Consider the following 25,318-nt stretch of genomic DNA (forward strand, 5'->3'; position numbering starts at 1 on the left):
TGCCCATCTCGTCAGGCTCGGTGCCCGCCACTGCCATCCCGAGGTAGCGCCCGAGCGGGGTTAGCCCACGCTCCGCCGCCATCGCGCTGGTCATGATCACCGACGCCGACGCGCCGTCGCTGAGCTGGCTGGCGTTACCCGCAGTGATGATATTCTCCGGCGATCCGCGTACCGGCTGGAGCTTCTGGAGGTCGGCGAGCGTGGTCTGGGGGCGGTTGCCCTCGTCCTTGTCGATGGTGACTTCGTGCATCGAGATCGCCCCGGTCTCCTTGTCCTTAACGCCCATCGTGGCGGTCACGGGCACGATCTCGTCGGCGAAAATGCCGTTGGCCTGTGCGGCGGCGGTACGCTGCTGCGACTGGAGGGCATATTCATCGCACCGCTCGCGGCTGATGCCATAGCGGTTGCCGACGACCTCGGCGGTGTCGATCATCGGCATGTAGACGCCATTGTGCATCGCGAGCAGCTCGGGGTCGGGCCCGACGCGCATGTCGCCGGTCTGGACGAGGGAGATGCTCTCGACCCCGCCGGCGACGCACACGTCCATGCGGTCGACGATGACCTGTTTGGCGGCGGTCGCGATCGCCATCAGGCCCGAGGCGCACTGGCGGTCGATCGACAGGCCGGCGACCCCGACGCCGAGCCCGGCGCGGAGCGCGGCGGTGCGGCCGATGGTGGTCTGCACGCCTTGCTGCAGAGCGGCTCCCATGACGACGTCCTCGATTTCGGCTGGAGTCACGCCGGCGCGCTCGACCGCGGCGCGGATCGCGTGCGCGGCGAGGGTGGGGGAGGGGGTGGCGTTGAATGCCCCGCGATAGGCGCGGCCGATTGGGGTGCGGGCGGTGGAAACGATGACGGCGTCGCGAGCAGACATTTTTCTCTCCTGGCAGAAACTTAGACGAATATCATCCCGAGCCAGATCGCGGTCAACGCGGGCTTGATCTCGCCCTCTATCTCGACCGTGACGGTGTGGCGGGTGAGTAGCTGGTGGGGGGTCTTTTGCTCGATCGAGTCGAGGGTGAACTGGCCGCGCACGCGCTTGCCGCTGCGCACGGGGGTGATGAAGCGAACCCGGTCGAGCCCATAATTGACCGCCATTCTGAGCGTGTCGGGGACGAGCATGACGTCGGCGGCCATCCGGCTGAGCAGCGACAGCGACAGGAACCCATGCGCGATGGTCCCACCGAACGGCGTCTGCGCGGCCGCCGCAGGATCGACATGAATGAATTGATGATCGTCAGTCGAGTCGGCGAATGCCGTGATCCGGGTCTGATCGACCATGATCCACTGCGACGTCCCGATGTCGGTCCCGACCAAGGCGCGGATTTCGTCGAGGGAAGCGATCGGCATGGCCCCGTCCTAGGCGCGCATCGAGTGGCCCCGCAAGCCCATCCGATCGGACGTTACGGCAAGGCGGCGGCACCTTGGTAGGGCGGCACCAATGCTCCATCGGGCAACGCGCTGAAGGCCGTTTGGGTCGGCGTCGCCAGAAGCAGATTCGCGCCTTCCAACCCGGTCAGCAGCGCCGTCAGGATCGCCGACTTGCGCGACGCATTATGGTCATATTCGAGGCTGTCATCGTCATAGATCAGCTCGTGATCGAGACTGGACGCGCCCAGCCCGGTCAGCGAGCAGCGCACCAGCGTACAGCCCGGCGCCGCGCGCACTGCGGTTGCCGCGATCCCCCGGACTTCTTCCAGCCGACCCGCGGGCGTCCTGAGCCCTAGCCCAAACGCCACCACCACCCGCCGCCGGTGCGCCTCGGCGAGATTGTGGATCTCGCGCTCGAGCAGCTTGGTGTTGGCCATCACCACCTGCTCGCCGGTCACGGCGCGCAGCCGCGTCGTCTTCAGCCCGATACGCTCGACCGTCCCGGTGGTCGTGTCATAGCGGATCGTGTCGCCGCGCCGGAACGGCCGGTCGAGCAGAATCGACATCGCCGCGAACAGGTCGGAGAATATCCCTTGCGCGGCGAGCCCGATGGCGATTCCGCCAACTCCTAGCCCGGCGACGAGCGCAGTGACATTGACCCCGAGATTGTCGAGGATCACCACAACCGCGATGCCGAACAGCGCGACCGACACGATAACCCTGATCACGCCATAGGCATTGCCCAGCGCCGTGCCACCCGGCTCCTCGCCGATGTTGCGGTGAATAACGCCGAGCACCAGTTCGCGCGTCCACACCGCCGCCTGCAGCGCGGCGGCGACGGTGAACAGCACGAACAGCAGATGCTCGGAGCGCGGCGGCATGTCGGCATAGCGCGCGACGGTATCGGCGGCGGCGGCGATCATGAACCATAGAGAGGTCTTCGACAGAACGCGGCCGATCACGCCTTTCCACGACGCCCCGTGCGGGTCGCGCGCGACGATCCGGTGCCCGAGCCAGCGCAAGCCGAGCATGACCATCACCAGCACCGCCGCGACCAGCGTTCCCACCAGCAATGCGTCGCGGTTAGCCCCGAGCCAGTCGATCGTACCGTTCAGATATTTCATCGCACCCCGCATTTCCTGGCGAGGGCTTGGCGCGCCTCGCGCCGCCGATCAAGCCTTGGCGGTTTTGTCCGCCTTGCGCCGCCGCGGCTGCTTCTTGAGGAACGCCATCATGCTCACCTCGGCGCTCGACAGCCAGCGACGCGGCCGTGGCGTCTCAAAACCCGCCAGCGCATTGCGCGAACTGTCGCGCACCGCTTCGATCAGCCGCGGATGGACATAGGATTTGCGGCTCATCGCGACGGTATTGCCAAGCGCCTCGGCGACCGGCTCGACCATCGTCTTGACGCTCAGCCGCTGGCCTTCCTCGCTGCCCAGCATCTGCTCGAACGCGATCACGCTCGCCCCCCAGGTGCGAAAGCTCTTCGCCGTGAAATCGCCCCCCGACGCCTCGCGCAGATAGGTATTCACGTCCGCCGAGGTAATCGCATGCGGCTCGCCGTCGTCGCCAACATATTGAAACAAATTCTGCCCTGGCAGATCCTGGCAGCGTGCGACGATCCGCTTCAAATTCGCATCGGTGATCGCGACCTCGTGGACGATGCCATGCTTGCCGGAGAACTTCATCATCAGCTTGTTGCCGCGCTTTTTGAGATGGCGGTTGCGCAGCGTCGTCGCGCCGAAGCTCTTGTTCGACTTGGCATATTGTTCGTTGCCGATCCGGATATGCTGGGTATCGAGCAGCCGCACCACCGCCGCCAGCACCGTGTCGCGCGATAATTTGCGCTTTTTCAGGTCGGTTTCGACCCGCTTTCGGATCTTCGGCAGCGCCGCTCCGAAATCCAGCGTGTCGGCAAATTTCGATTTGTCGCGCCGGGCGCGGAATTTCTCGTGATAGCGATATTGTTTGCGCCCGCGCGCATCGCGCCCGGTCGCCTGCAGATGCCCGTCCGGGTCGGGGCAGAACCACGCATGGCCATAGGCCGGGGGCAGGGCGATGGCGTTCAACCGGTCGATCTCGTCGCGATCGGCGATCCGCTTGCCGTCGGGGGCGAAGTAGGCCCAGCCGAGCCCGTTCTTCTCGCGAGTGATGCCCGGCTTGCTGTCGGTCGAATGGCGCAACATCGGGTACTTTCTTGTAGCGGACAGTTTCGGGCTTAATGGCGGTCGCGACGGCAAGTTCCGTGGCGCACGATCAGGGGCGAAGAATGATCAGTATCGGCGAGGCGCATATCCTCATCATGGCGACCGACGGGTTCGAGGAAAGCGAGTTGTTCGGCCCGCGCGAAATCCTCCTCGCGAAGGGCGCGCGGGTGACCGTCGCATCCCCGACGCGCAACCCGATCCAGGCGACCGTGCTCGACGACCCCGGCAAGACCATCCGCCCCGACCTCGCCATCGCCGACGCCCGCGCCGACGATTATGACGCGCTGCTGCTCCCCGGCGGTGTGATCAACCCCGACGCGCTGCGCACCAACGCGGCGGCGATTGCGCTGATCAAGGCATTCGTCGCCGCCGCCAAGCCGGTCGCCGCGATTTGTCACGGCCCGTGGCTGCTGGTCGAAGCCGACGTCGTGCGCGGTCGCCGGGTCGCCTGCTGGCCGTCGATTGCCACCGACCTCCGCAACGCCGGCGCCGAGGTGATCGACGAGCCCGCGGTAATCGACGGCTGCTTCGTCACCAGCCGCAATCCCGACGACGTTCCCGCCTTCAGCGCGGCGCTGATCACGGCCATCGAACGAAAAAGCGCAGCCGCTTAACCGTCCGCCAAGCATTGCGCGCTATCTGTCGAAGCGATGAAGCCGAGCGCACATTTGACCTTGGGGGACCGGATCGCCGAATTGACCGGGGCCGCCGCCCTGGCCTGCGGTCTTGGCGGATCGGCGTGGCTGCTTGCGCCGGTGCTGGGATTTTCCTCAGCCGCGTCCGCGGCGGCGGCAGCGGCGATTGGTGCTTTCATCGGCGGGGGTGCGGTTCGCGCCGCGCCCGGCAACGGTGCGCGACAGGCGCTGCCGAGCTTCGACGTAACGCCGATCGAAACGCTTGAATGCGGACCCGACGAGGAGGGCGAACTGCTGCTCGAGGACAAAGTGGCGACTCCGCCGGGCGACACGCAGTTCGTTCGCCTCTTTGTCGTCGACAACAGTCCCACGGCCGGACAACTCCAGGCCCGCATCGACGCGCATCTGCGCGATCAGTCCAGCCGCGACCCCAAAGCCGCGCCGACGCCGTGGGATGGCTCCCCAGCCATCCCCCCAGCCATCCCCCCAGTCATCCCGGACGCCAGTGACGCGCTTCACGCCGCGCTCGCTGATATCCGCCGCTCGCTGCGTCGCACCTGTTCATTCGAGTCAGACCATGATAAAAGCCTGATTCACGGGCTCTAGGCGGCGATCGTCAGCGCTTCGATCCTGACGTCAACCGCCCCTGACCGATCGGGCACCCCGGCATGGCCGCCGATGTCGGCCACGACCTGGCCGTTGACGTCGAACTCATGCTCGTCCAGTCCATCGATGAGGCGACGGGCAACAACCTCGCCATCGGGCCCGGGTACGCGAAGCTCCAGCTCGTGGCGCTCTCCGTCGAAGGTTAGCGACTGCCAGTCTGTTGCCTTGTAACCGACCAGCCGGATGGTTTCGCGCGTTGCCCCGGCGCGGGTTAAGACTGCCCGGAGGAGCGCCGCGCCGGCTTGCGAAATAGGAAATTTCATCATTGCGCTGCTTCCTCTAGGAAGGCGCGGACGCGCTCGATGGTTGCAGTTCGTGGTTCACGCCCATTGCGCAGGTCGAACACGAAGCGCGGGTCACTTACCGCGTCGCGCCCGAACCGGGTAGGCTTGGTGGAATGATGGCGAAGGTGGCGTTCAATGTCCCTTAGGAGTTTCAAGTTACGATCCCCGATGATGCGCGACTCGGCTCCTATGGTATTCACACTCATTTCCTACTTGTCTATGGAGTTTCCTACGGATAAGTCATGCGCCTGATGCCTGAGGATCCCCGGAGCGCGCTTGAGCGACTGTGCGTGCTGCACGGCGAAGATTTTTCGTCGCTGTCGCGGCTGCTCGGCAAGAACAGCGCCTACATCCAGCAATACCTGCGCCGGGGCACGCCGAAGCGCCTCAAGGAAGAAGAGCGCCGCATCCTCGCCCGTTACTTCGGGGTGCCGGAAAGCCTGCTCGGCGCGCCCGAGGGACCGCCCCTCGGCGCCGAGATGATCGCGGTGATGCGCGTGCCCGTCAGCGCCTCGGCCGGAAGCGGATCGCTGCCCGGCGATGAGCGCTCGCGGCCCTATTTTGCGTTCGACGAACGCTGGCTGCAGCGCATGACCTCGGCCAATGCCGACGATCTGGTGATCATCCGCGTCGAGGGCGATTCGATGGCCCCGACGCTTGGTGACGGCGACGACATACTGATCGACCGCGGCGACGACGCGAAACGTCTGCGCGATGGGATCTACGTGCTGCGGATCGACGAGGCGCTGATCGTCAAGCGCGTCGCGCTCAACCCGGTAACGCGTCGGGTGACGCTCCAGTCGGACAATCCCGCCTATCCCGACTGGCCCGACCTCGAGCTAGACGCGGTCAATTGCATCGGCCGAGTTATCTGGGCCGCCCGCAAGGTCGCCTGACGGCGTAGTGCGCTTCGCGACCTCGCTGATGACGTCCAGCATCCGTGCGGCAAGGCAGCGCCGGTCATAGGCGGCGGCAAGTGCATTGCACCCGGCAATGAACGCAGGCTGCGCGGCGGGTGCGGTGATCTCATCGAGCGTGGCCAGGAAGCTCGCTCTGTCCTCGGGCTTGAACCACAGTCCCGCGCCAAATTGCTCGACGATCTCCTGCGCCTGCCCCTCGACCCCAAGCAGGATCGGACGCCGCATCGCCGCGGCTTCGAAGATTTTCGAAGGGATGACGGTCTTGAACGTGTCGCTCCGCTTGAGCGGGACGAGCATGACGTCGCAGCTGGCGATATAGGCGACAACTTCGGCCTTGGGCACCGGGTCGACGAACGAGCAATTGCCAAGCCCAAGCGCGGCGGCGCGGGCGACCACCCTGGCCTTTTCGGCGCCCGCCCCGACGAACATGAAGTGAAACCGCGGGTCGGCGTCGGAGGCGCTGTCGACGATGAAGTCGAGCGCATGCGCCGCGCCGTGGGTGCCGATGTAGGCGACGACGGTCTTGCCGGTCAGCCCAAGCCGCGCGAGAAGCGCCTCGTCCTTTGGCCGCGCCGAGAATTGCTCCATCGCCACCCCGTTGGTGACGACCTCGATCTTGTCGGCCGCTATGCCGCGCGCGACGAGGTTGCGTTTGAAGGCGTCAGTCACCGGGACCACGCGATCGGCGTCGCGGTACAGCCCAAGTTCGATCCGCTCGAGGAAGCGGAGCAGCCTGCCCGGCTTCATCGCGCCGACCGCGACGATCGATTCGGGCCACAGGTCGCGCAGTTCGAAGATCCACGGACGGCGCTTGACCTTCGACAGCGCGCAGCCGGCCCAGCTCGTGAAGAATTGCGGCGAGGTCGCGACGATGACGTCGGGCTTGACGCGCAACCCCGCGATGAAAGCCATTACGGCGAAGCTGACATAGTCTGCGATGCGCCTCGCGAAGCCCTCGTTGGCACTGATGAACGACCACACTCGCACCACTTCGATCCCGTCGATCGTCTCGTGCTGTGGGAGAAGGCGGTTGCGGTAGCCGGCCATCAGCTTCCCCTCGGGAAAGTTCGGATTGCCGGTGATGACGGTCACCCGCGCTCCGTTCCGCACCCACTCCCGGCAATGCTCGAACGTCCGCGACGCCGGCGCGTTGACTTCGGGCGGAAAATTGTCGGTCAGGAAGAGGATGTGCAAGGTGTCGAGCTCATGGGGCCACACTGGCGCGGGGGCTGCCTAGCGCCTAAATCCCCAGCGTGACCAGCCCCGGCGACCAGAACCGTTTCAACGAAGACAAGGCAAGCTACACCGTGCGCGGCTCGGAGGCGCCCGACCTCGAGGCCGGAGTCGCGGCGATCCGCAACGTCATGAAGACGCTCCCCGCGCGCCCCGGCGTCTATCGCATGCAGGACGCCCGCGGCGACGTGCTCTACGTCGGCAAGGCGCGCGGCCTCAAGCAGCGCGTCACCAACTATACCCAGGTTGCGCGCCTGTCGAAGCGCCTCCAGCGGATGGTCGCGCAGACCCGCTCGATGACCATCGTCACGACCCGCACAGAGGCCGAGGCGCTGCTGCTCGAGGCACAACTCATCAAGCGCTTCCGTCCGCCCTACAATGTCCTCCTGCGCGACGACAAAAGCTTCCCGTTCATCCTGCTTCGCGAGGATCACCCCTTCGCCCGGGTTCAGAAGCACCGCGGCGCGCGCCGCGCCAAGGGGCAATATTTCGGCCCTTTCGCGAGCGCCGGATCGGTCACCCGCACGCTCAATGCGCTACAGAAACTGTTCCTGCTGCGCAGCTGCTCGGACAGCTTCTTCGCCAACCGCTCGCGGCCCTGCCTGCTGTACCAGATCCGCCGCTGCTCGGCGCCGTGCGTCGGGCGGATCGAGCAGGCCGCCTATGCCGAACTGGTCGACGACGCGAAAAGCTTCCTCGCCGGCAAGTCGACCGGGGTGCAGGCGAAGCTCGGCAAGGCGATGGCCGACGCCGCCGAGGCGCAGGACTTTGAGCTCGCCGCGGTTTACCGTGACCGCCTGCGCGCGCTGACCTACATCCAGGGCAGCCAGACGGTCCACGCCGAGGGGCTCGGCGACGCCGACATTTTCGCGCTCGCCTGCAATGCCGGGCAGATGTGCATCCAGGCATTCTTCATCCGTGGTGGCCAGAACTGGGGCCACCGCGCTTTCTTCCCGGCGCATACCAACGACGTCCCCGAAGACGAAGTAATGACGAGTTTTCTCGTCCAGTTCTACGAGGATATGCCGCCACCCAAGCGCATCCTCGTCGACCGCGACCTTCTTGAGGTCGAGCTGCTCACCGAGGCGTTGTCCGAACGCGCCGAGCGCAAGGTCGCGATCGAGCGCCCCCAGCGCGGCGACCGCAAGAAGCTCGTCGACCAGGCCAGCCGCAACGCCGAGGAAGCGCTCGAACGCCGCCTCGCCGAGGGCACCACCCAGGGCAAGCTGCTGCGCGAACTCGCCGACACGTTCGAGCTCCTCGACCCGCCCAAGCGAATCGAAGTCTATGACAACAGCCACATCATGGGCACCAACGCGACCGGCGCGATGATCGTCGCCGGCCCCGAGGGTTTCCGCACCAACGCCTATCGCAAGTTCAACATCAAGTCGGACATTACCCCCGGCGACGATTTCGGGATGATGCGCGAGGTGCTCGAACGCCGCTTCGCCCGGCTCGAGAAGGACGATCCCGACCGCTCCTCGGGCGAGTGGCCCGACCTGCTGCTGATCGACGGCGGCAAGGGCCAGCTGTCGGTGGTGTGCGAGATCATGGAAAATGCCGGGGTCCACGACATTCCCGTCGTCGGCATCGCGAAGGGACCGCATCACGGTCGCGACGGACGTGAGGTGTTTCATCTTCCCAACGGGCGCGAGATCACGTTGCCGCCCAACGCGCCGCTTATGTTCTATCTCCAGAGGCTGCGCGACGAGGCGCACCGCTTTGCCATCGGAACGCACCGGGCGAAGCGTGCCAAGTCGCTGACTACCTCGACCCTCGACGAAGTCCCCGGCATCGGCCCCAACCGCAAGCGCGCGCTCCTGATGCACTTTGGCACCGCCCGTGCGGTGAAGGGCGCCGCCCTCGAAGACCTCGAACGCGCCCCCGGCATCTCCAAGGCGATGGCCCGCCAGCTTCACGACTATTTCCACCCGCGCGGTTAGGGGAGGGCCGTGCGCCTCGTAACCCCCGCGATCGTCCTCGCGCTGCGGAGCCACGGCGAGCATGGCGCGATTGTTCGCCTGCTGACCCCCGATCACGGCCTCCAGGCGGCCTATGTCCGCGGCGCGCGTGGCCGTCGGATGCGTCCCATCCTGATCGCCGGTAACCTGGTCGAGGTTCGCCTTTCGGCCCGGACCGACGCCCAGCTCGCCCACGCCGATGTCGAGCTGACCCATAGCCGCGCGCCGCTGCTCGCCGAACCGCTCCCCGCCGCGGCGATCGAGTGGGCCGCCGCGCTGACCGCCACCGTCCTGCCCGAAGGCCAGCCCTATCCGCGGCTCCACGCCGCGCTCGACGGGCTCCTCGCCGCGATCGAGGCGGCGCCCTCCGCCAGCGGCTGGGCGACCGCGCTGGTGCGCTACGAACTGCTCCTGCTCGCCGAGCTCGGCTTCGGCCTCGACCTCGACCAGTGCGCCGTCACCGGCACATCGGAAGCGCTCAACGCGGTCAGCCCGCGCTCGGGCCGCGCGGTCAGCGACGGTGCCGCCTTACGCTATGCCGGCAAGCTGTTCGCGCTCCCCACTTTCCTCCGCGCCGGCGGCCCCGCCAGCCTCCCCGACATTCTCGACGGCCTCACGCTGACCGGCCATTTCCTGATGCGCGACCTCGTCACCGACCGTGCCGCGCCGATCGCCGAAGCGCGCGCCCGGCTGGTCGAACGGCTGGAGCGCGCGGCGGGAAGCTAACCAGTTGTGGCGCGGGCAATGCTCGCCTAGCATCCGCCGATGTCCAGCAAGCCGACCGGCGCCACCCTCGCGATCCTGTTCCCTTACGCTGCGACCACCGGCGGAGTGACGGTGCGCGTAGCGGTGAGCTACCTCGCCGAACAGTCGGACCCGTCGGCCGGGCGCTGGTTCTGGTCCTATCACATCCGGATCGAGAATGGCGCGGACAAGGCAATCCAATTGCTCTCGCGCCGGTGGCACATCGTCGACGGGCGCGGGGCCGAGCATGAGGTGATCGGCGACGGCGTCGTCGGCGACATGCCGCTGATCGGGTCGGGGGCGAGCTTTGACTATGTCTCGGGGTGCCCGCTGACGACCCCGGTGGGCTCGATGGAAGGCAGCTTCCGCATGGTCGACGAGGACGGCAACACGTTCGACGCGACCATCCCCAAATTCGCGCTTATCGGCCCTGCTGCTTGAGCCGCGTCGTGTCCGCCACTGGCGCGTCGATAAACCTGCGCGCCCACAGCTCGATCGCCATCACCGCGAGCAGCGAATAGCTCCCGTCAATTCGTCCTGACAGTGTGTCATCGCGCAATTTGGCGACGGCATCGCGGTCGAACAGCCCGCGACCCTCGATAACCTGCGGCGTCGTCAATTCCTCGAGCATCGGCCTCATTCGTCCGCGCAGCCAGCCGCGCAAAGGCACGCCGAACCCGGCTTTCGGGCGCGTAAGGATTTCCGGCGGGAGATCGGGCGCAATCGCCTTGCGCAGCGCCCATTTGCTGGTGCGGCCGCGCAGCTTGCCGCGAGCGGGCAGGGTGGCCGCCCACGCGATCAGGTCCGGGTCGAGCAGGGGCACACGAATTTCGACCCCATGCGCCATCCCGGTCTTGTCGGTGTAATTGAGATTATGGTCGGCGAGGAAGAAGCGCTGGTCGAGCGCCAGCGTGCGTTCGACCGCGTCGTGCGTCTCGAGCGCGTCGAGCGCGGCCTGCATCGGGCCACGGATCAGCTCTGCCGCGACTGGTCTTGCCAGCAGCTGGGCGGCGGAGGGCGCGGATAACCATTCGAACCTGGCGATCGTCCGCGCGTCGCCGTCGCCGCCGATCGTGGAGAGCAGTTTGGCAATGCGCCGAGCCTGCGTCGATAAAGACCCGCCACGTCCGGCCGCAGCCCTCGCCAAAGGATCGCGTATCACCTGTGGGACGAGGCCAACGAGCGGATCTATACGGGCGGCCAGATGGCGCCGATACCCGGTAAAAATGTCGTCGCCGCCCGCACCGCTCAGCAGAACCTTGATCCCGACGCTGGCGGCCAGCGCCGAGATATGGCTCGACAGCAATGCTGCTGGGTCGGCCTGCGGCTCATCGAGGTCGGCGATGAGCTGGGGAAAATCGTCCACGATCCGGTCGTCGATCGACACCTCGTGGAGCGGAACTCCGAAATGCTTGGCGAGCATCCGGGCGAAGGGCAGGTCGGCTACGATCTCGTCATCGTGGCCAAGCCCTTCGTAGCGGGCTGTAAAGCAGGGCATCGGCCGGGGGCTGCGCTTTCGCGCAATCGCAACGATTCCGCCGGAATCAACGCCTCCGGAAAGGAATGCTCCGACTTCCACATCCGCCAGCATCTGGCGTTCGACCGCAGTCTCCAAGTGCCGCCGCGTGCCCGCAACGATGTCCGCATCGCAAAGCGGTCTGGGATCGGGCGACGGCAAGCGATAGAAGCTGCCGCGACTTTCCTTACCGCTACGGTCGATCGTCAGCCACGTGCCCGGCGCGAGCTTGCGCACGGCTGCAAACATCGTTCGTTCGCCGGGCGAATAAAGATAAGTCAGATAGGCGCCTGCTGCGGCTTGATCGATTGTTCGATCGAGGCCGGGAACGGGCAACAGCGCCTTGATCTCGCTTGCGAACGCCAGCCCGCCCGGCGTGCGCGAGATGTACAGCGGCTTGACCCCGACCCCATCGCGGACAAGCGTCAGGGTTTGGTCGCGGCGGTCCCACAGCGCGAATGCGAAGATGCCATTGAGGCGTTTCAGGGCATCCACGGTGTCGCGCGCCAGCAATTCGAGGAGTACTTCGGTGTCGCTGGTGCCGCGGAAGACTGCACCCCGTCTCGTCAGTTCGGACCGCAATACGGGAGCGTTATACAGTTCGCCATTATAGCAAATGATAAAGCGGCCGGTTGAGTCCGTCATGGGTTGATGGCCAGTCGATGACAGGTCGACGATCGCGAGGCGCCGGTGGACCAGCGCCAGCCTCCCGTCGGCATCTGTGAAGACACCGCTATCGTCGGGACCGCGATGGTCGATCGCTAACCCCATCGCGGCAGGCAACCCGGCGGGGAAGTCGCCGAGAAACCCGGCTATGCCGCACATCAGCCGGCTGCCGCCGGCCTATTTGCCATAGTTGTAATCATAGCCGTAGCCGTAGCCGTAACCCATGTTCTTCTCGTCGAACTTGGTCAGGATGGCGCCAATGAAGTGTCCGCGGACGGCGAGGATGCGTTCGATCGCGTGACGGGCCTGGGTCGCGCGGGTACGGTTTGATTCGACTACGAACACGACCCCTTCGGCAACCCGCGACAGCAACGGTGCGTCGGCCAGCCCGAGTATCGGCGGACCGTCGATCAGCACATGGTCATACTGTTCGCCCGCTTCGCGGATGATCCGTTCGACACTGTCCGACGATAGCAATTCGGCGGGGTTGGGCGGCACCTGCCCGGCGGTTAGGAAGCTCAGGTTGGCGGTCCCGCTCGGCTCGACAAATTGGTCAAGCTCGCCGTCGCCGGTCAGCAAATTGCTGAGACCGCCGCCGAGCGGCTTGCCAAGCACCCTATGAAGCCCCGGGTTGCGCATGTCGGCGTCGATCAGCAGCACCTTGGCGCCGACCGAAGCCAGTCCGAGCGCCAGTGCCAACGCGGTCGTCGACTTGCCTTCGCGCGGCTGGGTGCTGGTCAGCAGGATCGTCTTGGGCGTGCCGTGCGAGGTCGAGAACTGGATCGAGGTGAGGATCGAGAAATAGGCCTCCGAAAGCGGCGACTTGCTCTCGACCATCGCCCGATCCATTTCCGCGACCTCGAGCTTGGGCGTTGCGCCGAGCAATGGCACGCCAAGCTTGCGCTGGAAATCGGCCGGCAGGACCGCGGCTTCGGCCAGTTGCTCAAGGACCAGCGCGGCAACCGCGCCGAGGATCAGCCCGATGAGCAAGCCCATCATCACGTTCAGGCGCAGATTGGGCTTGGATGGCATGCCCGGGACCAGCGCGCGGTCGACGATCGAAACATTGTTCGTGCCCACCCCGCCGGCAACCCCGACTTCCTTGAACCGCTGGAGCAGCGAATCGTACAGCGCGCGGTTGGTGTCGACGTCGCGCTGGATGATGTTGTACTCGATGGTGCGCTGCTGCTGATCGAGCACCGCCGACTTGAGCGAGTTGACCCGGGCCTGCAGCCCGTTCTCTGCGGCCAACGCGGCGCGATATTTCCCTGAGATATTGCTGACGACGGACGAAGTGACCCGTCCCCGTTCGCGGCTAATCTGCCGGTCGAGTTCGCCGATCTGGGCTTTGAGCGCAATCACCGTCGGATAATCCGGGCCGAAGTCGCTTTGCAGCTTGCTTAGCTGGGCGGTCAATTCGGCGTGCTGCTGGCTGAGCGCGTTGAGCGCCGGGTTCATCGTCGCCGCTTGCGCCGCCTGGCCTCCGGCGGCCCCGCCGAGATCGGCTTGCGCCTGCACCCGCGCGGTCCGGGCGGAGGCAAGCTGTGACGAAAGCTGCGACAGGTCTTGAGACGCCAGCGTGTCTTCGCTCGCAATGCTGCCGTCCGAACGGCCGCCGGAACTGCCACCCGAACTCATGATCTTGATGAGGCCCTGAGCCTGCGCATAGTCAGCCGCCTTGCGCTCGGAATCTTCGAGCTTGGTGCGGACCGCGTTCAACCGGTTCTGGAGGAATTGCCGGGCGTAGGCGGTGGCCTCGAACCGCCGGTTGAGGTTCTCCTCGATGAATTTCTAAGCGATCGAATTGGTGACGGCCGCTGCCATCGACGGGTTCGGTGATACGAAGCGCACGTCGACAATGCTCGACATCCGGATCGGCGCGACCAAAGTATTGCCATTGACGATGCCGGTCGCGATCTGGAACCGCCTTGTCCGCGAGAGCGCCTTCAGGTCGGTCACGTCGTTCGGTCGGTAACCCGACAGGAATTCATAATTGTCGGCGAGGCGGAGATCGCGCACGACGGCTTCGGACAGCGAGCGGCTCTTGAGCAACGAATATTGGGTCTGATAAAATTCGTTGTTCCACGAATTGCTGCTGCCCTCGGCTTCGACTCCTCCGACACTGATGACCTTTGGCGCTTCGCGGTCGACCTGGATCGTGACAGTCGCGGTATATTCCCGCTGGGTCAGCATCGCCATCAGCAGCGCCAGCCCGACGCACGCCGCGGTGATCGCCATGATCGCGTAACGCCGCTTGTAGAAAATCCGCCAATAGTGGCGCAGCACCGACTCCTGCGTGTCGGCCTCGCTCATCGCGGCAGCGGTGTAGGCGATCGGCACGCCCGCATGGCCCAATGCAGGCAACGGATGGGATCCTGACGGGACGGGGGCGAACTGGTCGTTCAACGTAAATACTCGCTACAGGATCGGGATGAACGACCCGACCGTTGGGAAGCTGGTCGTGAAGTCCTTGAGCAGCCGCCGCGCGGCATTCTCGCCGACGACGATAATGTCGTTGCCATAGATCTGGGGGTCGGCGTAGCGGCCCGATCGAATGTCCTTCAGGCTGAACAGCGCCGCCAGCTTCTGGTTGTTGACGGTTCGGAACACGACCACCTTGTTGAGGTCGGCGATGTCAGCGGCGCCCTTGGCGGTGGCGATCGCCTGTTGCAGCGTCATCTTGCCGATGATCGGATAGACGCCTGGGTCGCGCACCGAACCGTCGACCGTGACCCTCTGCGCGCGGGCCTCCTTGACGTTGACCGACACCTGGGGGTTCTTGAGGTAGCGGCCGCGCAGCATCTCCGAGATGCGGGTGCCGAGCTCACCGGGCGTGCTGCCGCCGGCCGCCGCCGCATCGGCAAAAAAAAGTCACTTCACTGTGTTCCCGATGGCACACGTGTCTATGCGATCGGTGACATCCATGGTTGCCGCGACGAGCTCGAGCAACTGTTCGGCCTGATCGACTTGGACTCGCAATCCTTCGCTGGCCATACGCACCTGATTTTCCTCGGGGACCTGGTCGATCGCGGGCCCGACAGCGCCGGGGTGGTGGAAATCGTGCGCCGTTGCACCATTCCCGGTTCGCCCTGCCACGTCTTGATGGGCAATCACGAGGAAGCCATGCTCGCCGCCTTCGACGGCGAGCAGGATCCGCGCGGGTGGCTCAACTACGGCGGGTTCCAGACGCTCGAAAGCTATGGTGTCGCGCGCGCCGAACATTTTTCGCCCGGCTTCAACCTCGCCCAGCGAATGCGCGAGGCGATCCCGGCCGAACATATCGCCTTCCTCCGCTCGCGTCCCAGCCAGTTCGCATTCGGCGATTATTTGTTTGTCCACGCCGGCATTCGCCCCGGTGTCCCGCTCGAACGGCAAGACTCCGCCGATCTGCGCTGGATTCGCGCCGGGTTTCTCGACAGCGAGGTCGATCATGGCTTCACCGTGGTCCACGGTCACACCATCAGCGCTGAGCCTGAAAATTTTGCCAACCGCATCGGCATCGACACCGGCTGCTATGCCGGCGGCCACCTGACCGCGCTGGTGCTCGAAGGGTGCGAGCAGCGATTCCTGCAGGTGCCGGCGGGGTCGGCGTAGAATTCAGTCCGCGAAGCGTTCGCCCAGCGTAGCGAGCGACGGCCCGTGGGTCATGTCGAGATGCAACGGCGTGACGCTGACATAATTGTCCGCGATCGCCTCGAGATCGGTCGCGTGGCCCGGGGTTTCCTTCGCGGGGCCGAGCGCGAACCAGTAATAGCGAAAGCCGCGCGGGTCGCGTCGTTCGACCACTTCGGCCCGACCATAGTCGCGCATCCCCTGGCGGCACACGCGAATTCCGGCGACCTGGTCGGCGGGGCAGGCCGGGAAATTGACATTGACCAGCGTACCCGGCGCCATCGGGGCTTCGATAAGCGGCGCGAGCACCTGCGCGGCCCAGACGCGCGCCGCCTCGAATGGCACCGTTTCGCCCATCCCCTGGCGCGCATAGCACTGGCTCAGCGCGATCGACGGAACCCCAGCCAGCGCGCCCTCCATCGCCGCCGCTACCGTGCCCGAATAGGTCACGTCCTCGGCCAGGTTGGCGCCGCGATTGATACCCGACAGAATGAGGTCGGGCGGACTGTCCTTCATCAACTGGCCGAGTGCCATCATGACCGCATCGGTCGGCGTCCCGGTCACCGCGAACCGCCTGTCGCTTGCTCGGTGGATGCGCATCGGGCGGGTCAGCGTCAGCGAGTGACCAGCCCCCGACTGTTCGTCGGCCGGGGCTACCACCCATATTTCGTCGGACAGGGTCGCGGCGATTTCCTCGAGCAGGGCAAGCCCGGGGGCGGCGATTCCGTCGTCGTTGGTAAGGAGAATGCGCATCGCGGCGCTATGGCGGTGTCGATCCGCCCGGGCAACCGCCCGGCGTTGTCGAGCGCTACTGCTAATCTGCGTTATATCGGCAACATAGAAAAATTATCCACAGATGTTCGCGCGAACCCATACGGTCAGTCCTTGTTAAGCCTCGCGGGCTTAATTATAGGCCGCGTCGGGGCTTGCAGGCATTCTGGGACAAGTCCCGGAAATGCCTGTCAAATTACCTCCGGCTTGTCGGGCCGTCCGGCGTGTTCGGCGGTTGGCGTTTAGAGTGGGGAGGGATTTATGGCGACCGCACTGGTTGACCTCTACGGTTCAGAACCGGATCGTTTCGACACGCTCAACTTGCGGGACGGTTATCGCCCGTCCGACTCCGAAGACTTCATGAACCCCCGGCAAAAGGCCTATTTCCTGCGCAAATTGCGCGACTGGAAAGAGACGATCGTCGAGGAATCACGAGCCACCATGGTCCAGCTCCAGGTCGATTCGCTGCGCGAACCCGACCTTGCTGACCGCGCGTCAAGCGAGACCGACTGGTCGATCGAGCTGCGCACCCGCGACCGCCAGCGCAAGCTGATCGGCAAGATCGATAGCGCCGTTCGCCGGCTTTACGACGACGAATACGGCTATTGCGAAGTGACTGGTGAAGCGATCAGCCTCGCTCGGCTTGAAGCTCGGCCGATCGCTACGATGACCCTCGAATGCCAGGAAAAACACGAGCGGGTCGAGCGCGTCAGCCGCGACGACTGAATCGCGGCTGGTGCCATCGCTAACTGTTGGGACTTGTGGGCGTCAGTGGCCCAGCATCACGTCCTTGACCTTCAGCTTGGCTTTCTTGAGCTGGGCGAGGACGGTTTCGTCGGGGTGGGGGCGGTGCTCTTCATCGTCGATCCGCGCCTGGAGCGCGGCATGCTTGCTGCCGAGGGCTTCGACATGGGCTCTGTCCATTGGTGATGGTCCTTTCCGATGGTCGATGAGGCCTACCAGTAAATCACTTTTCGAAGGCCCTGTCTCGCATGATTCGACTCGGTCCGGCGCTGGCGCTGCCCGTTGCATCTCATCGTGACGCTGCGCCGATCAGGCTTTAAGGCGGTCGACCATGAACGATGATGATCCCGCCGAAGTCCTCGCCATGCTGAAGGCCGAACATCGCCGGCTCGACGCCGACATCGACGCGATGCGCGGCGCGGGAAATTGCGACCAGCTCGAACTGGCGCGGATGAAAAAACGCAAGCTGGGCTTGAAGGACGAAATCGCCCAGCTGCAGGACCAGATGACCCCCGACATTCTCGCCTGACCGGAACTTCTTGCCGGAACGTCCCGAAGCGGTACATTTTCACGTTCGCACACGACATTTGCCAAACGCGGGCGTTTTCCAATGACACAAGTCATGGCAGAGTGATCCAGATGGACGATCTCGACCACAACACCGGCGCGCGGATCGCCCCGCGGCTGATCGACTCGCTCTACACCGAGTCGATGCTGCTCGCGGACGAGGCGCGCGCCTATTTTGACGACGCCGGCCGCGACGACCGCCTGACCCTCGACCCGTTCGCGCGCGTCGGCTTCGCCTGCGAATCGCTCAAGGTGACGACGCGGATCATGCACATCGTCGCCTGGCTGCTGACCCAGCGCGCGGTCGAGAGCGGCGAAATCCCTCGCCGCGATGGTCGCCGACCCGAGCGTCGGCTCGGTCACGCCAACAATAGCGACGAGAGCATTGTCGCGCTGCTGCCCCGCTCGGCGCAGCGCCTCATTACCTCGAGCGCCGAGCTCTATGCGCGGGTCAAACGGCTCGACGAGAACCAGCTCGGCGACGAACCCGCCCCGAGTCCGGCGCGCGCGCTGATGGGTCGGCTCGAGCGCGACCTGTCCTGGGCCCGCTAACCAAATGATCAGGCTCTAACTGCCATTCGCGTCAAAGCCCGGCTATCACAGCGCGACGATGAAGATTCGCGCCGACCAGTTGCTCGTGGCCCAGGGGCTCGCCGAAAGTCGCACCCGCGCGCAGGCGCTGATCCTCGCCGGCAAGGTGTTCGCCGCCGAACGCCGCGTCGCCAAGGCCGGTGACCTCCTCGCCGACGACGCGCCGCTGACGGTCAAGGGCCGCGACCATCCGTGGGTATCGCGCGGCGGGATCAAGCTCGACCACGGCCTCACTCATTTCGGTTTTGACGTCAGCGGCGCGATCGCGCTCGACGTCGGTTCGTCGACCGGCGGCTTCACCGACGTCCTGCTGAACCGCGGCGCGGCGAAGGTTTACGCGGTCGACGTCGGCACCAACCAGCTCGCGTGGAAGCTCAGGCAGGACGACCGCGTCATCGTCCACGAACAGACCAATGCAAAGACGCTGACCCGCACCCTTATCCCCGGGCCAATCGACATCGTCGTGTGCGACGCAAGCTTCATCGGCCTCGCCAAGGTGCTCGGTCCAGCGCTCGGGCTCGCCCGGTCCGGTGCGCACCTTCTCGCACTCGTCAAGCCGCAGTTCGAGGCGGGACGCGGCGAGGTCGGCAAGGGCGGGGTGGTGCGCGACCCGCTCATCCACCAACGTGTATGCGACGAGGCGGCATCGTGGGTCGGATCGCAAGGCTGGGGCGTTGACGGCGTTATCCAAAGCCCGATCACCGGGCCGGAAGGCAATGTCGAATTCTTGCTCGGCGCAACCAAGGGGGACGACAATGGCTAATGACACCCGATCCGACCGCGGCATCTGGAAAAAGGCGCTGATCACCGTCCCCGCGATCGTAATCGTCGGCTTCCTCATGGGGATCGTCTCGAACAGCGGCTTCGCGAATGGCTGGTACGCCGACCTCGCCAAGCCAAGCTTCCAGCCACCCGGCTGGGCGTTCGGCGCCGTTTGGACCACGCTCTACACGATGATGGGCATCGCGCTTGCGGTCGTGCTTGACGCCCCGCCGTCTGCAGAGAGGTCGCGCGGCCTGTTCCTGTTCGGCGCGCAGCTGGTCCTCAACTTCGCCTGGTCGCCGATCTTCTTCGGCGCGCACCGCATCGATTTGGCGCTGGTAGTGATCCTCGTCACCAGCGCGCTGGTCACCGCCACGATCATCAGCTTCTGGCGCATCCGCCCACTGGCGGCGGCGCTCCTGCTTCCCTATCTGGCATGGCTATGCTTGGCGACCGTGCTCAACCACGAGACCGGCCGCCTCAACCCCGGCGCGGACTCCCATCCGCTCGGTCTCACGGGAGCCTGAAAATGCAGTCCGAAAACCGCCTGTTCGAAGATTTCGTCAAGATCATGAACGGCGCGGCGGGAACGCTCGCCGGGATGGGCCGCGAGGCCGAAGGCTCGATGCGCGAGAAGATGCGCGAGTTCATCGGCGGCGCCGACTTCGTTTCGCGCGACGAGTTCGAGGCAGTGAAAGCGATGGCCGCCGCCGCGCGCGATCATAATCAGGCGCTCGAGGCGAGGATCGTCGCGCTTGAGGCGGCGGCGAAGGCCAAGGCCGGACCGAAGAGCGCGCCCAAGGCGGCTCCGGGAGCTTCCATCTGACCGACGAACCCGATCACGAGGAGCGCGACGACGGCGCGCCGATTGAAGTGCTCGAGCAATATTTCGAGGCGCGTGGATGGGCCTGCGAGCGGACCGGGGAGGGCGAGATCGTCGCCTCGGCGAGCGGCAGCTGGGCGCAATACGAACTGCGCGGTGTCTGGCGCCAGGACGACCAGGTGCTCCAGTTCCTCGCCTTCCCCGACATCAAGGTCGGCCTCGAAAAGCGCGCCGCGATTTACGAATCGCTCGGGCTGATCAACGAGCAATTGTGGCTCGGCCATTTCGAAATGTGGTCGGGATCGGGGCTGATCGTGTTCCGCCACGCCGCGTTGGTCAGCGAGAGCGACGGGCTGACGTTCGAACAGGCCGAGGCCATCGCCGAGGCCGCGATGGAAGAGTGCGAACGCTTTTACCCGGTGTTCCAGTTCGTCCTGTGGGGCGGCAAGTCGCCGAGCGAGGCGATCGCCGCCGCGCTGATCGACACCGCCGGAGAGGCGTGACGCCATGACGTCATTCCCGGATTCCCAGTTTCCTGGCCCGACCTGGCTAGTCGGTTGCGGCAACATGGCCGGGGCGATGGTGACCGGCTGGCGCGCGGCCGGGATCGACCTTGTCGCCGTGACCGCGATCCGGCCGAGCGGAGCTGCGGTCGAGGGGGTCCGCACTGTCAGCGCACTCCCCGACGGCCCGCCACCGGCGCTCGTCATGCTCGGCTTCAAGCCGCAGAAACTCGACGAGGTCGCGCCTGGACTTGCCCCGCGTCTCGGCGCGGACACGATCGTCATCTCGCTGCTCGCCGGGGTCGAAGCGGCAACGTTGCGCCAGCGCTTCCCCACCGCCCGCGCCTGCGTCCGTGCCATGCCCAACCTGCCGGTCGCCCAGCGCAAGGGCGTCATCGCGCTTTACAGCGAAGACGATGACCCCGCCGCGCTGACACTCGTTCAAGCGCTGATGGCTGCCCTCGGCTTTGCCCCGATCGTCGATGACGAAGCCCATTTCTCCGCGATCGGCGCGGTCGCTGGCTCGGGCCCCGCATATGTCGCCCGCTTCGTCGACGCGCTTATCTCGGGAGGGGAGGGGCTCGGCCTCGCCCCCGATCTCGCCGCCCGCATCGCGCTCGACACGCTCACCGGCACCGCCGCGATGGCAGTGGCCACCAACCTGCCGATGGCTGAGCTCGCCCGCCACGTGGCCTCGCCCAAGGGCACCACCGAGGCCGGGCTCGCGGTGCTCGACGCATCCGACGGTATCAACCAGCTGATCGGGCGAATGCTCGCCGCGTCGATCGCGCGCGGCAAGGAACTGGCCGACGCTGCCCGCCAGGGTTGAATCGACCCCTGCGGTTGATCGTTTCCCCGGCCTCGCCTATTCGCAGCCGCAACAAAGGGGCTTGCATGGTTGACGGACCGAATTTTGACGATCGCGACGGATGGATCTGGTTTGATGGCAAACTCGTGCCGTGGCGCGAGGCGAACGTCCATGTCCTGACCCACGCGCTTCACTATGCCTCGTCGGTGTTCGAGGGCCAGCGTGCCTACAACGGCACCATCTTCAAGCTCGACGAGCATAGCCAGCGGCTGCGCAACAGCGCCGAGTTGCTCGGCTTCACCCTGCCGTGGAGCGTCGAACAGATCGGCGCCGCCTGCAACGAAGTGCTGGCCTCCAATGGCCTGACCGACGCCTACGTCCGCCCGGTCGCTTGGCGCGGGTCGGAGCAGATGGGCGTTTCCGCCCAGCGCACCAAGCCGCACCTCGCCATCGCTGCCTGGGAGTGGGGAAAATATTTCGATCCCAGCCTGGCCGCGCGCGGGATCAAGCTCGACATCGCCGAATGGCGCCGTCCCGCTCCCTACACCGCGCCGACCAGTGCAAAGGCCGCCGGCCTCTACATGATCTGCACCTTGTCGAAGCATCGCGCCGAAGATCGCGGCTTTCACGACGCGCTGATGTTCGATTGGCGCGGCCAGGTCGCCGAAGCCACTGGCGCCAACGCCTTCTTCATTCGCGATGGCGCCATTCATACCCCCACGCCTGACTGTTTTCTCGACGGCATTACCCGCCGCACCGTCATCGATCTCGCCCGCAATCGCGGCGTCGAGGTGATCGAGCGCGCCATCTGGCCGGAGGAACTGGAAAGCTTTGAACAGATGTTCCTCACCGGATCGGCCGCCGAAGTGACCTTCGTCGGGTCGGCCGGCCCGTGGAACTTCGAGGTCGGCGACCTCTCGCGCCAGCTCGCGCTCGATTACGAGGACCTCGTCAACGGACGGCAGCCGACCATTTGACCTGAACTTCGTCGTAGATGGTTCGAACTTTGTGCCTCCTTGCTTGTCGCAGGGACTTTTTTCACGCTTTGGCAAGACCTGATCACTAGGCCTTCGTGCTGGTGTAAAGGGCCGACAGCTGATGGAGCGGGGGACGATCGGGCAGGATGAACCGCTGTTTCCGGCGCGCCTCGTGGCGGATCGGTTCGGCAAGGTGCCGCTGCGCGACATTTGTCACTTCTCCGCACCCCAGGATGTCGCGACGAGCACGATCAGGCTGGCGCAATTCCATGCATTGATCCGGCTCGTCCCGGTGACCGTTACGGCCAACCTGTTCAACGCGGTGGTGGTCGTGGCCGCGCTAGCCGGGTCTGTCCGCGGATGGCAGCTCGCCACATGGTTCGGGATCATGACCAGCTTTTGCACTCATCGCCTGCTCCGTGCCTGGCGACTGGTGCACGACCCGCTGTACGCCCAGCGCAACCCGACCGGACTTCGCTCGATCACCACCGGGATTGGACTGTTGGCGCTGCTGTGGGCCGTGCCGATGCTGGCGTGGTTTCCGCACGCCAGCGAGAATCAGCGGTTGCTGATCGTGATCGTGATGATCGGAATGATGAGCGGCGCGAGCGTGACCATGGCGAGTGTCCCGCCTGCCGCCTTCGCCTATATCGCGATCCTCGCGGTCGCGTCGATCGGCGCGACGATCGAGCTTGGCGCACCGTTGATCGGTTTGCTGACGCTGGCTTTCGCCGGGACGCTTTGCTGGTCGTCGCTGGTGAGCGCGCGTCAGTTCGTCAGCCATCTCCGCGCCCGGCTCGAGCTAGAGGAGCAGGCGCAACTGGTCAGGCTCCTGCGCGAGTTCGAGGCAAGCGGCAGCGACTGGCTGTGGGAGCTCGATGCCGACCTTCGCCTGCGCTTCATGACCGCCGCAATGGCGCGCGAGATCGGCCGCCCGATCAGCGAATTGCTCGGCGTCAGCGTCTTCACCCTGCTCGACCCGACCCGCCAAATCTCCGAGGTCTCGTCGGGCATGCGCGCCGTCTTGGATCATTTTCGCGCCGGCGAGGACTTCCGCGACCGCGCGATCCTGACGAAGGGCGGGACGCGCTGGTGGGCATTGTCGGGCAAGCGGATGATCGACGAACATGGTACCGTCGTGGGCTGGCGCGGAGTTGGCTCCGACATCACCGACATCCGTCTCCACGGTGACGATTCCACGCGGAATGCCCGGCGCGATCCGCTGACCGGGCTCGCCAATCGCCTGCTCGTTCGCGAACAGATCGAGGAAGCGCTGCTGCGCCAGTGCCAGGGCGACAGCGACTGCGCCCTGCTGCTGGTCGACCTTGACCGCTTCAAGCTGGTCAACGACACGCTTGGCCACGCCATCGGCGACCAACTGTTGATCGAGGTCGCCCGGCGGCTCGAACGGATCGTCGGCACCGGCGGGACGGTTGGCCGTCTCGGCGGCGACGAGTTCGCGGTCATCTGGCGCGACTGCAGTCGCCGCGACGCCGTCGATGATCTCGCCGGCCAGATCATCGCCGACCTGTCGCGCAGCTTCACGATCGGCGTCGCCAACGTCCATATCGGCGCCTCGCTTGGCATCGCCATCGGCCCTGCCGACGGCGCGCGAGAGGAAGCGCTGATCCGTAGCGCCGACCTCGCGCTCTATCGCGCCAAGGCGGCCGGGCGCGGCAGCCACGCTTTCTTCGAACGCCATATGTTCGAGGACGCGGAGGACCATCGCCTGCTCGAGAACGACGTGCGCGAGGCGCTCAACGCCGGCGGCTTCACGCTCGCCTATCAACCGATCGTCGACGCCGACAGCGGCAATGTCGTCGGCCGCGAGGCGCTGCTCCGCTGGCGCCATCCGACGCGGGGCGACATCGCGCCCAACGTGTTCATCCCGATCATCGAGGATGCTGGCCTCATCCACCAGATCGGCGGCTGGGTGATCCGCGAGGCGTGCGCCGAGGCGGCGCGCTGGACCGAGCCGATGCGCGTCGCGGTCAACGTCTCGGCGGCGCAGCTCGGCGGGCCGGGTCTCGCTCAGGCGGTCGTCGGCGCGCTGGCGTCGAGCGGACTCCATCCCAACCTGCTCGAACTCGAAGTCACCGAAAGCATCTTTCTGGGGGACGACCCCGCCACCATGGGCTCGCTCGCCCGGATGCGCGCGCTCGGCGTCCGGCTGGTGCTCGACGATTTCGGCAAGGGCTATTCGTCGTTCGGCTATTTGAGCCGCGCCAAATTCGCCAAGATCAAGATCGACCAGCAGTTCGTCCGCGACGCCGCCGATGGCAACCAGGATTCGCGCGCCATCGTCGCCGCCATCCTCGCGCTCGCCCGCGGCCTCGGCGTCGAAACCACCGCCGAGGGCGTCGAGACCGAGCACCATGCGCAGGTCATGCGCGAGCTGGGCTGCACCCAGCTTCAGGGCTATTACTTCGGCCGCCCGGTCGCGTCGGCCAACATCGAACAAACCGCCCGGCGCATCGTCAGGAAACGCGCCTGACTCTGGCTCCTAGCCCAAACTCGCCGCAGCATTGCGGCAATCGGCGGCGCACTCGCGGCAAATCTGCGCGCACAGGCGGCAATGCTCATGCTCGTGACGCTCGCATTCAGCCGCGCACGCCTCGCACATCCGCGCGCACAGCTCGAGCAGCTCTCGCAGCATCGGCTGGTCGTTCCCGGTCTGGCGGATCGCAAGCCGCGACGTCGCCTCGCAAATGTCCGAACAATCGAGGCACAGCCGGATGCACTGGGTCATATCCATCGCCTCGGGACCGCGTGCCTCGGCCTGGCAGGCATCGGCACACGACAGCGACATCTTGGCGCAATACATCAAATGATGCGCCGCTTCGGCGAGCGCCGGGTTGGCCTTGGCGTTGGGGTGAAGGCCGATCATCTTGCGAATGGACATGCGCGCTCCTGTTTTGTCTTGAATGCGACATGGCACGCGAAGTTCCCCTTGAGCA

General features: G+C 65.7%; 31 protein-coding genes. 17 read left to right on the plus strand and 14 right to left on the minus strand.

Going from position 1 to position 25,318, the window contains the following annotated elements:
* The 4 genes from Q0R27_RS01695 to Q0R27_RS01710 form a co-directional block, all read right to left on the minus strand.
* A partial coding sequence (locus Q0R27_RS01695; protein ID WP_293940359.1) for an acetyl-CoA C-acyltransferase occupies nucleotides 1-874 on the minus strand: 874 nt, incomplete at its 3' end.
* Nucleotides 875-894: 20 nt separating this feature from the next.
* Nucleotides 895-1,350, minus strand: coding sequence for a MaoC family dehydratase (locus Q0R27_RS01700; protein WP_293940360.1), 456 nt, complete (start codon nucleotides 1,348-1,350; stop codon nucleotides 895-897).
* A 53-nt stretch (nucleotides 1,351-1,403) separates the two neighbouring features.
* Nucleotides 1,404-2,495, minus strand: a complete 1,092-nt coding sequence (locus Q0R27_RS01705) for a mechanosensitive ion channel family protein (RefSeq protein ID WP_293940361.1) — start codon at nucleotides 2,493-2,495, stop codon at nucleotides 1,404-1,406.
* A 48-nt stretch (nucleotides 2,496-2,543) separates the two neighbouring features.
* Entirely contained in the window at nucleotides 2,544-3,557 is a 1,014-nt protein-coding gene (locus Q0R27_RS01710; protein WP_293940362.1) for a DNA topoisomerase IB, read from the minus strand.
* A gap of 83 nt (nucleotides 3,558-3,640) precedes the next feature.
* Here Q0R27_RS01710 and Q0R27_RS01715 point away from each other — a divergent pair, with 83 nt between their 5' ends.
* Together Q0R27_RS01715 and Q0R27_RS01720 are read left to right on the plus strand one after the other, a co-directional pair.
* Nucleotides 3,641-4,192 (plus strand): type 1 glutamine amidotransferase domain-containing protein, encoded by a 552-nt coding sequence (locus tag Q0R27_RS01715; protein ID WP_293940363.1) that lies wholly within the window; start codon nucleotides 3,641-3,643, stop codon nucleotides 4,190-4,192.
* Between the two features lie 81 nt (nucleotides 4,193-4,273).
* A complete protein-coding gene (locus Q0R27_RS01720; RefSeq protein WP_293940364.1) occupies nucleotides 4,274-4,819 on the plus strand; it encodes a hypothetical protein in 546 nt (181 codons plus the stop codon).
* Here the strand turns inward: Q0R27_RS01720 and Q0R27_RS01725 are convergent.
* Entirely contained in the window at nucleotides 4,816-5,145 is a 330-nt protein-coding gene (locus Q0R27_RS01725) for a hypothetical protein (RefSeq protein ID WP_293940365.1), read from the minus strand. The genes Q0R27_RS01720 and Q0R27_RS01725 overlap by 4 nt on opposite strands.
* A complete protein-coding gene (locus Q0R27_RS01730) occupies nucleotides 5,142-5,369 on the minus strand; it encodes a hypothetical protein (RefSeq protein WP_293940366.1) in 228 nt (75 codons plus the stop codon). Before Q0R27_RS01730 ends, Q0R27_RS01725 begins: the two co-directional genes overlap by 4 nt.
* Nucleotides 5,370-5,414: 45 nt before the next feature.
* Between Q0R27_RS01730 and Q0R27_RS01735 the strand changes: the two genes are divergently transcribed.
* Nucleotides 5,415-6,059, plus strand: coding sequence for a S24 family peptidase (locus Q0R27_RS01735; RefSeq protein WP_293940410.1), 645 nt, complete (start codon nucleotides 5,415-5,417; stop codon nucleotides 6,057-6,059).
* On the opposite strand, the gene Q0R27_RS01740 is transcribed toward Q0R27_RS01735, so the two are convergent.
* Complete coding sequence (locus tag Q0R27_RS01740) at nucleotides 6,003-7,301, minus strand: glycosyltransferase family 4 protein (RefSeq protein ID WP_293940367.1); 1,299 nt, start codon at nucleotides 7,299-7,301, stop codon at nucleotides 6,003-6,005. The genes Q0R27_RS01735 and Q0R27_RS01740 overlap by 57 nt on opposite strands.
* Before the next feature lie 35 nt (nucleotides 7,302-7,336).
* Between Q0R27_RS01740 and uvrC the strand changes: the two genes are divergently transcribed.
* From uvrC to apaG, 3 genes are read left to right on the plus strand one after another with little or no spacing between them, the layout of a single operon-like run.
* On the plus strand, nucleotides 7,337-9,259 hold the full coding sequence (uvrC, locus tag Q0R27_RS01745; protein ID WP_293940368.1) for an excinuclease ABC subunit UvrC: 1,923 nt from the start codon (nucleotides 7,337-7,339) through the stop codon (nucleotides 9,257-9,259).
* Between the two features lie 9 nt (nucleotides 9,260-9,268).
* Nucleotides 9,269-10,003 carry a DNA repair protein RecO gene (gene recO / locus Q0R27_RS01750; RefSeq protein WP_293940369.1) on the plus strand — a complete coding sequence of 245 codons (735 nt, stop codon included), beginning with the start codon at nucleotides 9,269-9,271 and terminating at the stop codon, nucleotides 10,001-10,003.
* 39 nt (nucleotides 10,004-10,042) lie between these two features.
* Nucleotides 10,043-10,462 carry a Co2+/Mg2+ efflux protein ApaG gene (apaG, locus tag Q0R27_RS01755; protein WP_293940370.1) on the plus strand — a complete coding sequence of 140 codons (420 nt, stop codon included), beginning with the start codon at nucleotides 10,043-10,045 and terminating at the stop codon, nucleotides 10,460-10,462.
* On the opposite strand, the gene asnB is transcribed toward apaG, so the two are convergent.
* From asnB to Q0R27_RS01775, 4 genes are all read right to left on the minus strand, one after another.
* Nucleotides 10,443-12,362 (minus strand): asparagine synthase (glutamine-hydrolyzing), encoded by a 1,920-nt coding sequence (gene asnB / locus Q0R27_RS01760; protein ID WP_293940371.1) that lies wholly within the window; start codon nucleotides 12,360-12,362, stop codon nucleotides 10,443-10,445. The genes apaG and asnB overlap by 20 nt on opposite strands.
* 18 nt (nucleotides 12,363-12,380) lie before the next feature.
* The gene (locus Q0R27_RS01765; RefSeq protein WP_293940372.1) at nucleotides 12,381-13,922 is read right to left on the minus strand and encodes a polysaccharide biosynthesis tyrosine autokinase; all 1,542 of its coding nucleotides are present in this window, start codon (nucleotides 13,920-13,922) and stop codon (nucleotides 12,381-12,383) included.
* A gap of 72 nt (nucleotides 13,923-13,994) precedes the next feature.
* On the minus strand, nucleotides 13,995-14,567 hold the full coding sequence (locus Q0R27_RS01770; RefSeq protein WP_293940373.1) for a Wzz/FepE/Etk N-terminal domain-containing protein: 573 nt from the start codon (nucleotides 14,565-14,567) through the stop codon (nucleotides 13,995-13,997).
* Nucleotides 14,568-14,621: 54 nt separating this feature from the next.
* Complete coding sequence (locus Q0R27_RS01775; protein ID WP_293940374.1) at nucleotides 14,622-15,005, minus strand: SLBB domain-containing protein; 384 nt, start codon at nucleotides 15,003-15,005, stop codon at nucleotides 14,622-14,624.
* Between the two features lie 108 nt (nucleotides 15,006-15,113).
* Here Q0R27_RS01775 and Q0R27_RS01780 point away from each other — a divergent pair, with 108 nt between their 5' ends.
* On the plus strand, nucleotides 15,114-15,797 hold the full coding sequence (locus Q0R27_RS01780) for a metallophosphoesterase (protein ID WP_293940411.1): 684 nt from the start codon (nucleotides 15,114-15,116) through the stop codon (nucleotides 15,795-15,797).
* A gap of 3 nt (nucleotides 15,798-15,800) precedes the next feature.
* Here Q0R27_RS01780 and surE read toward each other — a convergent pair whose 3' ends face one another.
* Nucleotides 15,801-16,568 (minus strand): 5'/3'-nucleotidase SurE, encoded by a 768-nt coding sequence (surE, locus tag Q0R27_RS01785; RefSeq protein ID WP_293940375.1) that lies wholly within the window; start codon nucleotides 16,566-16,568, stop codon nucleotides 15,801-15,803.
* Nucleotides 16,569-16,946: 378 nt separating this feature from the next.
* Here surE and dksA point away from each other — a divergent pair, with 378 nt between their 5' ends.
* Complete coding sequence (dksA, locus tag Q0R27_RS01790) at nucleotides 16,947-17,312, plus strand: RNA polymerase-binding protein DksA (RefSeq protein ID WP_293940412.1); 366 nt, start codon at nucleotides 16,947-16,949, stop codon at nucleotides 17,310-17,312.
* Between the two features lie 42 nt (nucleotides 17,313-17,354).
* Here dksA and Q0R27_RS01795 read toward each other — a convergent pair whose 3' ends face one another.
* Nucleotides 17,355-17,510, minus strand: a complete 156-nt coding sequence (locus Q0R27_RS01795; protein WP_293940376.1) for a YdcH family protein — start codon at nucleotides 17,508-17,510, stop codon at nucleotides 17,355-17,357.
* 151 nt (nucleotides 17,511-17,661) lie between these two features.
* On the opposite strand from Q0R27_RS01795, the gene Q0R27_RS01800 reads away from it, so the two are divergent.
* The 9 genes from Q0R27_RS01800 to Q0R27_RS01840 all read left to right on the plus strand — a co-directional run bounded on the left by Q0R27_RS01800 (nucleotide 17,662) and on the right by Q0R27_RS01840 (nucleotide 24,855).
* Complete coding sequence (locus tag Q0R27_RS01800; protein ID WP_293940377.1) at nucleotides 17,662-17,859, plus strand: DUF465 domain-containing protein; 198 nt, start codon at nucleotides 17,662-17,664, stop codon at nucleotides 17,857-17,859.
* Nucleotides 17,860-17,969: 110 nt separating this feature from the next.
* Nucleotides 17,970-18,449 (plus strand): DUF1465 family protein, encoded by a 480-nt coding sequence (locus Q0R27_RS01805; protein ID WP_293940378.1) that lies wholly within the window; start codon nucleotides 17,970-17,972, stop codon nucleotides 18,447-18,449.
* Nucleotides 18,450-18,507: 58 nt separating this feature from the next.
* Nucleotides 18,508-19,251 (plus strand): TlyA family RNA methyltransferase, encoded by a 744-nt coding sequence (locus Q0R27_RS01810; RefSeq protein ID WP_293940379.1) that lies wholly within the window; start codon nucleotides 18,508-18,510, stop codon nucleotides 19,249-19,251.
* Nucleotides 19,244-19,777, plus strand: coding sequence for a TspO/MBR family protein (locus Q0R27_RS01815; protein ID WP_293940380.1), 534 nt, complete (start codon nucleotides 19,244-19,246; stop codon nucleotides 19,775-19,777). The genes Q0R27_RS01810 and Q0R27_RS01815 overlap by 8 nt, the downstream gene beginning before the upstream one ends.
* Nucleotides 19,778-19,779: 2 nt before the next feature.
* Nucleotides 19,780-20,076: an accessory factor UbiK family protein gene (locus Q0R27_RS01820; protein WP_293940381.1), complete on the plus strand. Its 297-nt coding sequence runs from the start codon at nucleotides 19,780-19,782 to the stop codon at nucleotides 20,074-20,076.
* Complete coding sequence (locus tag Q0R27_RS01825; RefSeq protein ID WP_293940413.1) at nucleotides 20,073-20,576, plus strand: YbjN domain-containing protein; 504 nt, start codon at nucleotides 20,073-20,075, stop codon at nucleotides 20,574-20,576. Before Q0R27_RS01820 ends, Q0R27_RS01825 begins: the two co-directional genes overlap by 4 nt.
* A 4-nt stretch (nucleotides 20,577-20,580) precedes the next feature.
* A complete protein-coding gene (locus Q0R27_RS01830; RefSeq protein ID WP_293940382.1) occupies nucleotides 20,581-21,405 on the plus strand; it encodes a pyrroline-5-carboxylate reductase dimerization domain-containing protein in 825 nt (274 codons plus the stop codon).
* A gap of 65 nt (nucleotides 21,406-21,470) precedes the next feature.
* The gene (locus Q0R27_RS01835; protein ID WP_293940383.1) at nucleotides 21,471-22,361 is read left to right on the plus strand and encodes a branched-chain amino acid aminotransferase; all 891 of its coding nucleotides are present in this window, start codon (nucleotides 21,471-21,473) and stop codon (nucleotides 22,359-22,361) included.
* Nucleotides 22,362-22,482: 121 nt separating this feature from the next.
* Entirely contained in the window at nucleotides 22,483-24,855 is a 2,373-nt protein-coding gene (locus Q0R27_RS01840) for an EAL domain-containing protein (protein WP_293940384.1), read from the plus strand.
* A gap of 9 nt (nucleotides 24,856-24,864) precedes the next feature.
* Here the strand turns inward: Q0R27_RS01840 and Q0R27_RS01845 are convergent, their stop codons facing one another.
* A complete protein-coding gene (locus Q0R27_RS01845; RefSeq protein WP_293940385.1) occupies nucleotides 24,865-25,263 on the minus strand; it encodes a four-helix bundle copper-binding protein in 399 nt (132 codons plus the stop codon).
* Between the last annotated feature and the right edge of the window lie 55 nt (nucleotides 25,264-25,318).

Origin of the sequence: Sphingomonas sp., assembly GCF_025362505.1 — a bacterium.
GTDB lineage: Bacteria > Pseudomonadota > Alphaproteobacteria > Sphingomonadales > Sphingomonadaceae > Sphingomicrobium.